The organism is Streptomyces caeruleatus (genome assembly GCF_001514235.1).
GTDB classification, from domain to species: Bacteria; Actinomycetota; Actinomycetes; order Streptomycetales; family Streptomycetaceae; genus Streptomyces; species Streptomyces caeruleatus.
This window is the reverse complement of the sequence record NZ_KQ948926.1, coordinates 505229-517435: the sequence shown is the minus strand read 5'-3', so window position 1 is coordinate 517435 and position 12207 is coordinate 505229. Positions and strand designations below refer to the sequence as shown.

Genomic DNA, 12207 nt, shown 5'->3' with positions numbered 1-12207 from the left:
GCGTACTCGCTGTACGCGCCGCCAAGCTCAGGCTGTTTGCGGGGCGGGTGTTGTCAGGCGGAGGCCTGACGGGCCCGGTTGCGGGCGGCGCGGCGCTTCATGGCGCGGCGCTCGTCCTCGCTGAGACCACCCCAGACGCCGGAGTCCTGGCCGGACTCGAGCGCCCACTGCAGACACTGCTCCATAACCGGGCAGCGACGGCAGACGGCCTTGGCTTCCTCGATCTGCAGCAGCGCAGGACCGGTGTTGCCGATGGGGAAGAAGAGCTCGGGGTCTTCCTCGCGGCAAACGGCGTTGTGACGCCAGTCCATGGCTGCTACCTCTCCTTGGTATTACGTGCTGATTGCTTGTGAATGTGAACGCTTTCACGAATCCCTCAACAAGTGAAGGGCCGACCGCCAGGTTCCCTGGCGTGGGTCCTGTGATTTGAAGGGGGATTCCGGTGATCAGTGGAGGCCGGTATTGCGGGCCGTCCCGATCGCCACGTAGAGACTCGCAAACCTCAGCGACGGATACAACCCCTTCCGGAAAGTTTTTTTTGATTCCTCGGTGTCGACTAGGTCACAGCCGTACTTCCATGGGGTGGATCCTGGCCTAAACGTTCGAGTGAAAGGACTTTAGCCCGTTCCGCTCACACAATCACACGCAGTGCACGGCGTACGCCTGTGAACGTCACGCTCGTACGCAGTCCGAGGTGGTCGCCGTCCATCTGAAGGGGCAACGGCACCTTCGAATGCAAGGTGAACTGGTCCAGGTCGTGCAGTGTGACCGCATGCTTGCCACGGGCCCCGCGCTCGGGGGACGAAGTGAGCAACTGGGTGGCATACCGGGCAACCGCGACCGTGGACATACGGCTGAGACCGAGTACGTCGAGCCCGGTATCGAACGAGGCCTTAGGGGCCGCGTACACCGGGCGATTACCCAGATACGTCCACGGAGCGGTATTGCAGACTATGGACAGCACCAAATCGGTCACCGGGTCCTGACCCGGCCGCTCCAGCGTGATCGTGCCGTGTCGGCGGTTGGGCTCCTGGAGGAACTGGCGGACCACCTGGCGCAGGTAAAGGGCGTGTGTGGATTTCTTGCCCTGTTCGCGCTGCTGCTCGACCCGGCCGACGACACCCGCGTCGAAGCCGAGCCCGGCGCAGAAGGTGAACCATCTGGCCGGAACCGCCTCGTCCTCGGTACCCGGCGTGCCCGCGGCTATGCCCATGCCGACCGTACGTTCGCTGCCCTCGCGCAGGGCGTCGAGCAGGGCGCCGGTCGCCTCCACGGCGTCGTTGGGCAGACCGAGGGCGCGGGCGAAGACGTTGGTGGAGCCGCCGGGGACGACGGCGAGGCGGGGGAGGCGCTCCGGGTCGGGGCCGTTGTGCAACAGTCCGTTGACGACCTCGTTCACCGTGCCGTCGCCGCCGAGGGCGACCACCAGGTCGACATCGTCGCTGTCCGCCGCCTGTCGGCCCAGGTCGCGGGCATGGCCGCGGTACTCGGTGGTGACGGCCTCGAGTTTCATCTCGCTGGCGAGCGCATGGATCAGGACATCGCGCGTACGTGCGCTTGTGGTGGTTGCTGCCGGATTGACCACGAGAAGTGCACGCATGGGTTGCAGCGTACCTACTGGGGGGTACCGGGCACAGGTCGAGGTGGGGATCCAGTAAGAGATGAGGCGTGAGCCTCGACACCGGGGGGCTCCGCCGGTTGGGCCGGGCTATGGGGTGCCGCTCGCTGCGAAATGAGGGGCGTTGGGGGCTCGGGCTGCTGGGGGCTGCCGCCCCCAGACCCCCGCATCGGCCCTGCGGGCCTCGTCCTCAAACGCCGGACGGGCTGAAAAGCGTTGACCGAAGTCAGCCAGGTGCAGGCGGGAAGGCGATATCGCGGAGGGCTACCCTTCAGGGGTGACCAAGGAGCAGAACCCCGCCACCCCGGAAACCGCCGAGCCGCGTCCGCGGCGGCTGACGTATGCGGCCGTGCTGACCGCGCTGGAAGGCGTGGGCCTTGCCGTCGGGGGCGTGTGGGTGCTGGTGCTGGGGCTCGCCGGGGATCCGGACGACAGGCAGCAGGCCGTCACACTGGGGGTGACTCTGGTCGCTCTCGCGCTGCTGCCGCTGCTCGCCGCGCGGGGGCTTTTCGGCCGGCGCAGCTGGAGCCGAGGGCCGTCCATCATCACGCAGATCCTGGCGCTGCCGGTGGCCTACAGCCTGTTGCAGGCGGACAGCATCGCCATCCCGGCGGGCATCGTGATCGCCGCGAGCGCGATTGCCACGCTCGTCCTTCTGGTCAATCCGGCGACCACCGAGGCCCTCGGGATCCGGGGGCCCGGCAACACGCCGGATCAGAAGTAGCCGACCGCCGTCACTCCTCCACCAACAGCTTCTCCCGCAGCTGCGCCAGTGTGCGCGCCAGCAGGCGGGACACGTGCATCTGGGAGATCCCGACCTCCTGCGCGATCTGCGACTGGGTCATGTTGCCGAAGAAACGCAGCAGCAGGATCCGCTTCTCGCGCGGCGGAAGGTCTTCCAGCAGCGGCTTGAGGGACTCGCGGTACTCGACGCCCTCCAGCGCCTCGTCCTCCGCGCCGAGGGTGTCCGCGACCGCCGGGGACTCGTCGTCCGTGTCGGGGACGTCCAGGGACAGCGTGGAGTACGCGTTGGCGGACTCCAGGCCCTCCAGGACCTCCTCCTCCGAGATCGCCAGCTTCTCGGCGAGCTCATGGACCGTGGGGGAGCGCCCGTGCTGCTGGGACAACTCGGCCGTGGCGGTCGTCAGGGCGAGGCGCAGCTCCTGGAGCCGGCGCGGAACGCGGACCGCCCAGCCCTTGTCGCGGAAGTGCCGCTTGATCTCGCCGACCACCGTCGGCGTCGCGTACGTCGAGAACTCGACGCCGCGCTCCGGGTCGAACCGGTCGACCGACTTGATCAGCCCGATGGTGGCGACCTGGGTGAGATCGTCGAGCGGCTCGCCGCGGTTGCGGAAGCGACGCGCGAGGTGCTCGACGAGCGGCAGGTGCATACGGACCAGCCGGTTGCGCAGTTCCGCGTACTCGGCGCTGCCGTCCTGCAGCTTGCGCAGCTCGATGAACATGGCGCGCGCCCCGCTGCGGTCCTGAGGGTCGTGCCGCGTGGCCTGCACGCTGTGCGTGCTCGTCGCCTCGTCCTCGGCGTTTCGCTGGTGCTCGCTCATCGTCCCGCCCGTTGCCCTCTCCCGAGCCCTCGCCTCTACTCGGACCGGGGAGACCCCCATCCGCCCGCCCAGAGGCGCGCCCTGCACGGCACCTTCGTCATCCCGTCCCTCGGCCAGGAGGCCCACCTCCGCGGAGTCGTCCTCCGGGTGCGGCCGGGCCTGCTCGGGGATGCCGTCGATGCCGTCCGCCATGCGTCGGGAACCGCTCGGACCGCTCGGGCCCGCCCCCGGGCTCTCGGCTGCTTCCGAGAAGGGGGCAGTGCCGTCCGACAGCTCCCGTGTGCCGCGCTCTTCGTCCCGCACCGGCCCGTCCCCGTTCCTCACGCCGGCCCGGGTCCCGCGCCGCGCTGTTTGTAGAGGCTGATCGAAACGGTTTTGTCCTCGTCCACGGCGGAGGAGACCTTGCCCGCGAGCGCCGACAGGACGGTCCAGGCGAAGGTGTCCCTGGAGGGGGCGTGGCCGTCCGTGGTCGGGGCCGAGACGGTGACCTCGAGCGAGTCGTCGACGAGTCGGAAGACACAGCTGAGCACCGAGCCGGGCACGGCCTGCTGGAGCAGGATCGCGCAGGCCTCGTCCACCGCGATGCGCAGGTCCTCGATCTCGTCGAGCGTGAAGTCCAAACGGGCCGCGAGGCCGGCAGTCGCCGTACGTAGCACCGACAGGTAGGCACCCGCGGCCGGCAGCCGGACTTCCACGAAGTCCTGGGTCGCGGGCTCGCCTGCGATCTGGGACACCCTCACCTCCAAGGTGGTACAAGCTTCTCGGGGCCGAGGGTCGCCCCCCGGGGTAACGCGATGTGTGGTTCAGCGGTGACGCTATCGCGCCCTGAACTTTCCTGTCCCCAGGACCCCAACCCCTTGCCGTCACTCACAGTAAACCTGTGGATACGCTCCGTGTCTAGGGGTCTGCGGCTCCAATTGGGAAGAGCGCGCGCCGGGTTGACGTACCCAGACGTCAGACGGTCGAACCGTCCGGATCCAGGGTCACACGAGTACGTGGTCGACGAAGCACCAACGCCATTCCTCGCCCGGCTCGAAGGTCCGCATCACCGGGTGACCGGACTCCTTGTGGTGTTCTGTCGCATGCCTCCCCGGCGACGAGTCGCAGCAGCCGACGTGCCCGCAGCTGAGACAGAGCCGCAGTTGTACGGGGTGCATGCCTTCCGCCAGGCACTCCGGGCACGTCTCGTTCAGCGCCTCGGGTTCCGGGTGCGGCAGCGCGTCGGCGTGCGTGCACTGTTTCATGATTGCCAGGTTACGACGGCCGCGACGATGGCCGCGCGGGAAAAACGAGGGCGGGCGAGAACCATGGATGTGATGCCGCTGCTGTTGCTGGTGGCGGGGAGCGCCGCCGTGGCCGCGGCCGCTCGGCGCTCGCCCGTGCCGGCGCCGCTGCTGCTGGTCGCCGCGGGGCTCGCCGTGTCGTATCTGCCGGGGGTGCCCGAGTACACGCTCGACCCGCACATCGTCCTGCCCCTGGTGCTGCCCCCGCTGCTGCACAGCGCGGCGACGGACAGCTCCTACCTGGATCTGCGGGCGCAGATGCGGCCCGTGATGCTGCTGTCGGTCGGGTACGTGCTCTTCGCGACCTTCGCCGTCGGCTGGGCGGCCTATCTCGTCGTACCGGATCTGCCGCTGACGGCGGCCCTGGTGCTGGGCGCGGTCGTGGCGCCGCCGGACGCGGTCGCCGCCACGGCCGTGGCACGCCGGGTGGGGCTGCCGTCCCGGATCACCACGATCCTGCAGGGCGAGTCCCTGGTGAACGACGCCACCGCGATCACCGCCTACCGGGTCGCCCTCGCGGCGGCCGTCGGCGAGGGCGCGAGCTGGGCCGGCGGCATCGGCGACTTCCTGCTGGCGGCGTTCGGCGGCATCGGGGTCGGGCTGGTGCTGATGGTGCCGATCCACTGGCTGCGCACGCACGTGAAGGAAGCGCTGCTGCAGAACACGCTCTCGCTGCTGATCCCGTTCGTCGCCTACGCGGCCGCCGAGCAGGTGCACGCCTCCGGAGTGCTGGCGGTGGTGGTCGTCGCGCTGTACCTGGGACACCGCGCGTGGGAGGTCGACTTCGCCACCCGGCTCCAGGAGGAGGCGGTGTGGAAGATGGTCGCGTTCGTGCTGGAGTCGGCCGTGTTCGCGCTGATCGGACTGCAACTGCCGGTGGTCCTGAAGGGCCTCGGGGAGTACGAGGGCGGCCCCGCCGCCTGGTACGCGGTCGCCGTCTTCCTCGTGGTCGTCGTCTCGCGGTTCGTATGGGTCTATCCGGCGACGTTCCTGCCGCGCATGATGTCGGCGCGGATCAGAGCCCGCGAGGGCGGCCTGACCTGGAAGGCGCCGTTCGTCATCTCCTGGGCCGGGATGCGCGGCGTGGTCTCGCTGGCCATCGCCTTCTCGATCCCGCTCACGATGCACGGCGGCGAGCCGTTCCCCGAGCGTAACCTGATCCTCTTCCTCACCTTCACCACCGTCATCGGCACCCTGGTCGTCCAGGGCGTGACCCTGCCGCCCCTGATCCACCTGCTGAAACTCCCCGGCCGGGACGCGCAGGCCGAGACCCTCGCCGAGGCCAACGCCCAGGCGCAGGCATCCCGGGCCGCGGAACGACGCCTGGAGGAACTCCTCTCCGACGAGCGCAACGCGCTTCCCGACCCGCTGGCCAACCGACTGCGGGCGGTCCTGGAACGCCGCCGCAACTCCGTCTGGGAGCGCCTGGGCCAGGCCAACCCCGTCACCGGCGAGTCCGTCGACGACACCTACCGCCGGCTGTCCCGCGAGGTGATCGGCGCCGAACGCACGGTGTTCGTGAAGCTGCGCGACGGTCGGTACATCGACGACGAGATGCTGCGGACGCTGCTGCGCAGGCTCGACCTGGAGGAGGCGGCGGCCTACCGGGAGGCGGAGTGAGCGGCCGCCGCGGGCCACGGTGACCCGGTGACCACGGCCGCCACCGTCGACCCGGGCGGAAAGGCGCCCTCCTCGGCCAGGGCGACAAGTCCGTACAGCAACTTGGCGACATAGAGACGCTCGACAGCCATTCCGTGCCGTGCCTCGAAGTCCTCGGCGAAGGCGTCGAGTTCCGGTGTCGTACGGGCGTATCCGCCGAAGTGGAACCGCTCGTCGAGCCGCCAGTCGCCCCGCGGGCCGCCGAACGCCTCTGCCTGCAGCTCCCGTATGTCGTCGGCCAGGAACCCGCCCTTGAGGACGGGGACGCCCAGGGCCCGTTGCCCGGGACCGAGACCGGCCGCCAGGCCCGCCATCGTGCCGCCCGTCCCGCACGCCACCGCGACCACGTCGGCCCGCCCGCGCAGCTCCTCGCCGAGCGCCCGGCATCCGCGTACGGCAAGGGCGTTGCTGCCGCCTTCCGGGACGACGTACGCCCCCTCCGCGTCCGCCGCGCGCAGGACGGCCGCCAGCGTCTGCGGCTCGGTCTTGCGGCGGTACGTCGACCTGTCGACGAAGTGCAGCCGCATACCGTCGGCCGCGCAGCGCGCGAGGGACGGGTTGAGGGGGCGGTCGGCCAGTTCCTGGCCGCGGACCACGCCGACCGTGCGCAGGCCGAGGAGGCGGCCGGCGGCGGCGGTGGCGCGCAGATGGTTGGAGTAGGCGCCGCCGAACGTGACGACCGTACGGCCCGCGGCGGCCGCCAGGTTCGGCGCGAGCTTGCGCCACTTGTTGCCGATCAGTTCCGGGTGGATCAGGTCGTCGCGCTTGAGGAGCAGCCGCACGCCCCGCCGCGTGAACCGCTCGTCCGCCGACTCCTGTGCGGGGGAGGGGAGCCGGGGGTGGAGGGCGGTGAGGTCGGGGCTGGTCACCCGGTCATTGTCGCCCGGCCCTACGTCAACCGCTCCCGGATCCGCTCCCGCATCCACGCCATCGTGAACCCGCGCGGGTCAACCTTCCCGGGCTGCCACTCCAGATGCCCGATCACCGAGCGCTCCGTCCACCCGTGATGACGGCAGACGGCCGCCGAGACCCGTTCGATCGCCTCCAGCTGGGGCTGTGGCCACGGGTCCTGTCCGTCGCCCAGGTTCTCGCACTCGAAGCCGTAGAAGTGCCGGTTGCCGTCGGTGTTGGCCTCGTTGTCGGGCGGCAGCGCCGTTTCGGCGATGACCGCGCGCAGGACGTCGTCGTCGCCGAGGCCGGCGTGGTTGGCGCGGCCGTAGCCGACCAGGTGGACCCGGCCGTCCTTGGTGATGACGCCGTGGCAGAGCGGGCCCGGCAGCCCCTCGTAGCCGTTGCGGCACAGGTCCACCGTGTGCGCGCTGCCCTTGGTCACGGTGTGGTGGATCATCACTCCGTGCATGGGACCCCACGGGCCCACATGGTTGCGGTTGTGGTGCTCCCAGTCGCCGACCTCGACGACCGTCGCGCCCTCGGCCCTGAGTCTCTCCAGGAATCTGCTCGCGGACATGGGTGTGGCCACGGCCGCCTCCTTCACGCCGAACGCCGGCCGCCGTTCGCGGCCGTCTCGTTTCGGTGCTTTACCGAGAACGGGCAGACGGGACTCCTCGCCTCGCACGGTGTGCGATGTGTTTCGGACACGTGGCGTGGCGGGTTCGGGACGACCGTCGTGACCGCGCGAGAGAGCGTCGCGACTGGACAAGGTCCCCCTATTTGCCCAGGCGGACGGTGATCCATTCCCGCTCTTTCGGGTAATAGCACCGGCACCCTCCGTGATGCAAGGCTCGGACATGGAGATCGCGATGCGTGGCGCCAGAGCGGTGCCGGTGCACGACCGGGAGGGCAATTCCTTATGTCGGTAGGCGAAGAGGTCCGCACGGAGCAGGGCCAGCCGCAGCAGAGTCTCGGCACTGCGGCCGCGCGGAACCTGGCCACCACGACCAAGTCCGCACCCCAGATGCAGGAGATCAGCTCCCGCTGGCTGCTGCGCATGCTGCCCTGGGTGAATGTGCAGGGCGGCACGTACCGGGTGAACCGGCGCCTGACGTACGCCGTCGGGGACGGACGCATCACGTTCGTGAAGACCGGAGACCGCGTCGAGGTCATCCCGGCCGAGCTGACGGAACTGCCGGCGTTGCGGTCGTACGACGACGAGGACGTGCTCTCGGAGCTCGCCCAGCGCTGCCAGCAGCGGGAGTTCGCGGCAGGGACGCTGATCGCCTCGTTCGGCAGTCCGACCGACGAGGTGTACCTGCTGGCGCACGGCAGGGTGGAAAAGCTCGGCACCGGACCCTACGGCGAGGACGAGTCCCTCGGCGTCCTCGCCGACGGCGCCTACCTCGGTGAGCAGGCGCTGCTCGACTCCGACGCCATCTGGGAGTACACGGTCCGCGCGGTCACCGCGTGCACGGTGCTGGTCCTGCCCCGCCAGGAGGTCGAGCGGGTCGCGGAGCGCGCCGAGTCGCTGAGCGGGCACCTGGAGCGGCTGCGGGCGACCCCCTCACAGCGCACCAACAAGTACGGCGAGAAGGAGGTCGACCTCGCGGCCGGCCACAGCGGTGAGCCGGACATCCCGCACACCTTCGTCGACTACGAGGCCAGGCCCCGTGAGTACGAACTGAGCATCGCGCAGACCGTGCTGCGCATCCACTCGCGCGTGGCCGACCTGTACAACCAGCCGATGAACCAGACCGAGCAGCAGTTGCGGCTGACGGTCGAGGCGCTGAAGGAGCGCCAGGAGCACGAGCTCGTCAACAACCGCGAGTTCGGCCTGCTCCACAACTGCGAGTACGACCAGCGGCTCCAGCCGCACGACGGCGTGCCCAGCCCCGACGACATGGACGAGCTGCTCTGCCGGCGGCGCGGCACCAAGCTGTTCCTCGCCCACCCGCGCGCGATCTCCGCGTTCGGGCGTGAGCTGAACAAGCGCGGACTGGTTCCCGAGACGATCGAGGTGGGCGGCAACCGCATCCCCACCTGGCGCGGGGTGCCGATCTTCCCGTGCAACAAGATCCCGGTCACCGACGCCCGTACGACCTCGATCATCGCCATGCGTACGGGCGAGTCGGATCAGGGCGTCATCGGGCTCCAGCAGGCGGGCATCCCGGACGAGATCGAGCCGAGCCTGTCCTGCCGCTTCATGGGCATCAACGAACAGGCCATCATCAAGTACCTGGTCACGGCCTACTACTCGGCCGCGGTCCTGGTGCCGGACGCCCTCGGTGTGCTGGAGAACGTCGAGATCGGGCGCTGGCGGTGACCCTGCCCGCCCGGTTCTCCGCCGCCCGGACCCTCGTCGGGGGCCCGCCGTGTCCGGTGGCCCCCGCGCGGGTGGACCCTCCGGGTAGGCGCCCAGCCGTAGCGGAAATGCCACTGCCCGCCGACTCTCCGAGGCGATGCCATGGGTGAGTTCATGACGGAGACGCACACGCGCCCCGCCGGGGTGCGGCCGTCCACGGAGACGCTCGAAAGGCGGGGTTCCATCGCGACCGACAGGGACGACGGTCCGGGTCCGCTCGACGGGCCCGAGGCGGCGGCGATCCTGGAGCGGGTCCGGGCGACGGTCGACCCCGAACTGCGCGCCGCCGTCGAGGCGTTGCCCACCTCCCTGCGCCGGATCACGCGCTACCACTTCGGCTGGGAGCACGCGGACGGCACCCCGGCGGCAGGCAACGCCGGCAAGGCGATCCGGCCCGCCCTCGTCCTCACCGCGGCCGCCGCGCTCGGCGGCCCACGGGCCCGGGCGGCGGCCCTTCGGGCGGCGGTGGCGGTGGAACTGGTTCACAACTTCACGCTGTTGCACGACGACGTGATGGACCGGGACGCCACCCGCAGGCACCGGGCCACCGCCTGGACCGTGTTCGGCGACGCCGACGCGATCCTCGCCGGGGACGCCCTGCAGGCCCTGGCCCTGCGGCTGCTCGCCGAGGACCCGCATCCCGCGTCCGCGGCGGCCGGCGCCAGGCTCGCGGACTGCGTCGTCGAACTGTGCGCCGGCCAGCAGGCCGACACGGCGTTGGAGAAGCGGGGGCCGGGCGAGGTCGGGCTGGACGAGGTGCTCGCCATGGCCGAGGCCAAGACCGGGGCGCTGCTGGGGTGCGCGTGTGCCCTCGGGGCGCTGTACGCGGGCGCGGCGGACGAGGACGTGGTGGCGCTGGACGCGTTCGGCCGGGAGGCCGGGCTCGCCTTCCAGCTCATCGACGACGTGATCGGCATATGGGGCGACCCGTGTCACACCGGCAAGCCGGCCGGCGCGGACCTCGCCGCCCGCAAGAAGTCCCTGCCGGTGGTCGCCGCGCTGACCTCCGGTGGTCCGGCGGCGGCGGAGCTGGCCGCGCTGTACGAGGTGCCGTACGACGAGGAGGACCTCCAGCGGACCGCGCTCGCCGTGGAGCGGGCGGGTGGCCGTGACTGGGCGCAGGCCCAGGCCGCCGAGCGGATGGCCCGCGCCATGCAGGAACTGGCCCGTGCGGTGCCCGACCCGGAGGAGGCGGGCGGACTGCTGGCTCTGGCGGAGTTCGTGACGCGGCGCAACAACTGACACAGCGACGAGCCGGTGACCGAGGCCGCGGCGGCCGGCGGTCGTGAGGACCCCGGAGCCCCGGGACCGTACGGTTCCTGACCCCGTACGGCCGCCGAGCGGCTCCGGCCCGGCGGGTCCCGCACATCCCCACGGTGTGCGGGGCCCGCCTCTGCGTACCGTACGGATCCGTGGACCGTGCGGATCTCGACAGACTCCGCCCGCGGACGGCACACGCGTCCGCATCGCCCTACGATCAACGGCAGTTGACGCGAAGGGGCGGGAAGACATGGGCGTGGCGATCCGGACGGCGGGCGAAGGGGACCGGGAGTTGGTGGCTCGGCTGCTGGACGCGGCCTTCCAGGACGATCCGGTCAGCGGCTGGGTGTTCCCGGGCGAGGAGCACCGACGTGCCGCCCACCCCCGGCTCATGGCCGCGTTCACCGACATCGTGCTCGCCGTCGGCCGGATCGACGTCACCGAGGACGGCACGGCGTGCGCCCTGTGGATATCCGTACCGGCCGACGAGCCGGACCACGACGAGGAAGGACCCGCGCGGCTGCGCGAGGCCGTCGATCCGCAGAACGAGCGCGTCGAGCTGATCGGCCGCCTGACGGACGGCATCCACCCGACGGGTCGTGCGCACGAATACCTGTGGATGATCGCCACGGCCCCCGAACGCCAGGGCGAGGGACTCGGTACCGCCCTCCTCAACTCGGTCCTCGACCGCTGCGACCGGGAGGGCCTGGCCGCGTATCTGGAGGCGAGCAGCGGGCGCAGCCGGAAACTGTACGAACGCCTCGGCTTCGCCCGGCAGGGCCGCCCCCTCGACCTCCCGGACGGCCCCCGGATGTGGCCGATGTGGCGCGAGCCGCGGGGCTGAGTCCAGGGGGCTCGGCCTACTTCGCGGGCACGATCGTCGCCGCGATCCGCTCCACCAGCCCTTCCGGCACACCCACCCCGGGCAGGACGCCTTCCAGCACGTCCGGCAGTGTCAGATGCTCCAGGAGCAGCCCGAGCATCGCGAGATAGAGCACGGTGACGACCTCGTCGCCCCCGGGCAGCCCGGCGTCGCGGTGGAACTGCATGGCCTCGTCGAGGTCGCCGCGCACGGTCCGGGTGAAGGAGGAGCGCAGCTCGGGACGGCGGGTGGCCTCCAGGCGCATCTCCAGCAGGGCCAGATAGCCCGTCCGGTCGCGGGTCGCGCGGCCCATCAGGTCATGCATGAACGCGGTGACCAGGGCGCGGTCCTTGGGCCGGGCCAGCAGCTCGGTGATCACCGCGGGGTCGGGCGCCAGCCGTACGTGCAGGCGGGCGTCGATCTGGCGGAGCAGGTCGTCGCGGCCGGTGAAGTAGTTGGAGGAGGTGCCCACCGGCACCCCGGCCTCGGTGTCCACCGCGCGGAAGGTCAGCCCGCGTGCGCCCTCACGGGCGAGCACCTCGACGCCCGCGTCGACGAGGGCGGCACGACGCTCCGGATTGCCCGCCATACGGAATCCCCTTTCTCACTTTCACTCGGTCCCTAAATGTCCTTGCAACCACTACAAGCGAAGTACTACAACTGAAGCACTACAACCGGAGTGGTTGTTTGACACCCTACGAAAAGAG

At 70.6% G+C, this 12207-nt stretch carries 13 protein-coding genes; 5 read left to right on the top strand and 8 right to left on the bottom strand.

The genetic code is table 11. The features are described from left to right. Positions 1 to 53: 53 nt before the first annotated feature. Together AQJ67_RS11180 and AQJ67_RS11175 are read right to left on the bottom strand one after the other, a co-directional pair. Positions 54 to 311, bottom strand: a complete 258-nt coding sequence (locus tag AQJ67_RS11180) for a WhiB family transcriptional regulator (RefSeq protein WP_016639615.1) — start codon at positions 309 to 311, stop codon at positions 54 to 56. Positions 312 to 631: 320 nt separating this feature from the next. Continuing rightward, the gene (locus AQJ67_RS11175) at positions 632 to 1600 is read right to left on the bottom strand and encodes a diacylglycerol/lipid kinase family protein (RefSeq protein ID WP_062718005.1); all 969 of its coding nucleotides are present in this window, start codon (positions 1598 to 1600) and stop codon (positions 632 to 634) included. Positions 1601 to 1895: 295 nt separating this feature from the next. Here AQJ67_RS11175 and AQJ67_RS11170 point away from each other — a divergent pair, with 295 nt between their 5' ends. Next, the gene (locus tag AQJ67_RS11170) at positions 1896 to 2342 is read left to right on the top strand and encodes a hypothetical protein (protein ID WP_062718003.1); all 447 of its coding nucleotides are present in this window, start codon (positions 1896 to 1898) and stop codon (positions 2340 to 2342) included. 10 nt (positions 2343 to 2352) lie between these two features. On the opposite strand, the gene AQJ67_RS11165 is transcribed toward AQJ67_RS11170, so the two are convergent. The 3 genes from AQJ67_RS11165 to AQJ67_RS11155 form a co-directional block, all read right to left on the bottom strand. After that, complete coding sequence (locus AQJ67_RS11165; RefSeq protein ID WP_079055923.1) at positions 2353 to 3483, bottom strand: RNA polymerase sigma factor SigF; 1131 nt, start codon at positions 3481 to 3483, stop codon at positions 2353 to 2355. A gap of 17 nt (positions 3484 to 3500) precedes the next feature. Further along, on the bottom strand, positions 3501 to 3914 hold the full coding sequence (locus tag AQJ67_RS11160; protein ID WP_004925829.1) for an ATP-binding protein: 414 nt from the start codon (positions 3912 to 3914) through the stop codon (positions 3501 to 3503). A gap of 249 nt (positions 3915 to 4163) precedes the next feature. Further along, the gene (locus tag AQJ67_RS11155; RefSeq protein WP_062717999.1) at positions 4164 to 4424 is read right to left on the bottom strand and encodes a UBP-type zinc finger domain-containing protein; all 261 of its coding nucleotides are present in this window, start codon (positions 4422 to 4424) and stop codon (positions 4164 to 4166) included. Positions 4425 to 4487: 63 nt separating this feature from the next. On the opposite strand from AQJ67_RS11155, the gene AQJ67_RS11150 reads away from it, so the two are divergent. Further along, positions 4488 to 6083: a Na+/H+ antiporter gene (locus AQJ67_RS11150; protein ID WP_062717997.1), complete on the top strand. Its 1596-nt coding sequence runs from the start codon at positions 4488 to 4490 to the stop codon at positions 6081 to 6083. On the opposite strand, the gene AQJ67_RS11145 is transcribed toward AQJ67_RS11150, so the two are convergent. Continuing rightward, on the bottom strand, positions 6065 to 6991 hold the full coding sequence (locus AQJ67_RS11145; RefSeq protein WP_062717995.1) for a 1-aminocyclopropane-1-carboxylate deaminase/D-cysteine desulfhydrase: 927 nt from the start codon (positions 6989 to 6991) through the stop codon (positions 6065 to 6067). The two genes, AQJ67_RS11150 and AQJ67_RS11145, sit on opposite strands and share 19 nt — an antisense overlap. A gap of 20 nt (positions 6992 to 7011) precedes the next feature. After that, the gene (locus tag AQJ67_RS11140; RefSeq protein ID WP_208614942.1) at positions 7012 to 7602 is read right to left on the bottom strand and encodes an N-acetylmuramoyl-L-alanine amidase; all 591 of its coding nucleotides are present in this window, start codon (positions 7600 to 7602) and stop codon (positions 7012 to 7014) included. A gap of 330 nt (positions 7603 to 7932) precedes the next feature. Between AQJ67_RS11140 and AQJ67_RS11135 the strand changes: the two genes are divergently transcribed. The 3 genes from AQJ67_RS11135 to AQJ67_RS11125 all read left to right on the top strand — a co-directional run bounded on the left by AQJ67_RS11135 (position 7933) and on the right by AQJ67_RS11125 (position 11482). Continuing rightward, positions 7933 to 9339, top strand: a complete 1407-nt coding sequence (locus AQJ67_RS11135) for a family 2B encapsulin nanocompartment shell protein (RefSeq protein WP_062717993.1) — start codon at positions 7933 to 7935, stop codon at positions 9337 to 9339. Between the two features lie 153 nt (positions 9340 to 9492). Further along, positions 9493 to 10620: a family 2 encapsulin nanocompartment cargo protein polyprenyl transferase gene (locus AQJ67_RS11130; RefSeq protein WP_244190429.1), complete on the top strand. Its 1128-nt coding sequence runs from the start codon at positions 9493 to 9495 to the stop codon at positions 10618 to 10620. 268 nt (positions 10621 to 10888) lie between these two features. After that, complete coding sequence (locus tag AQJ67_RS11125; protein ID WP_062717989.1) at positions 10889 to 11482, top strand: GNAT family N-acetyltransferase; 594 nt, start codon at positions 10889 to 10891, stop codon at positions 11480 to 11482. A 16-nt stretch (positions 11483 to 11498) separates the two neighbouring features. On the opposite strand, the gene AQJ67_RS11120 is transcribed toward AQJ67_RS11125, so the two are convergent. Beyond that, a complete protein-coding gene (locus AQJ67_RS11120) occupies positions 11499 to 12089 on the bottom strand; it encodes a TetR/AcrR family transcriptional regulator (RefSeq protein WP_062717987.1) in 591 nt (196 codons plus the stop codon). Positions 12090 to 12207: the final 118 nt, after the last annotated feature.

Coding starts and splice junctions, on each gene's coding strand:
- AQJ67_RS11175 (WP_062718005.1), bottom strand. CDS start 1,600: ATGCGTGCACTTCTCGTGGTCAATCCGGCAGCAACCACCACAAGCGCA.
- AQJ67_RS11155 (WP_062717999.1), bottom strand. CDS start 4,424: ATGAAACAGTGCACGCACGCCGACGCGCTGCCGCACCCGGAACCCGAG.
- AQJ67_RS11150 (WP_062717997.1), top strand. CDS start 4,488: ATGGATGTGATGCCGCTGCTGTTGCTGGTGGCGGGGAGCGCCGCCGTG.
- AQJ67_RS11180 (WP_016639615.1), bottom strand. CDS start 311: ATGGACTGGCGTCACAACGCCGTTTGCCGCGAGGAAGACCCCGAGCTC.
- AQJ67_RS11135 (WP_062717993.1), top strand. CDS start 7,933: ATGTCGGTAGGCGAAGAGGTCCGCACGGAGCAGGGCCAGCCGCAGCAG.
- AQJ67_RS11125 (WP_062717989.1), top strand. CDS start 10,889: ATGGGCGTGGCGATCCGGACGGCGGGCGAAGGGGACCGGGAGTTGGTG.
- AQJ67_RS11130 (WP_244190429.1), top strand. CDS start 9,493: ATGACGGAGACGCACACGCGCCCCGCCGGGGTGCGGCCGTCCACGGAG.
- AQJ67_RS11120 (WP_062717987.1), bottom strand. CDS start 12,089: ATGGCGGGCAATCCGGAGCGTCGTGCCGCCCTCGTCGACGCGGGCGTC.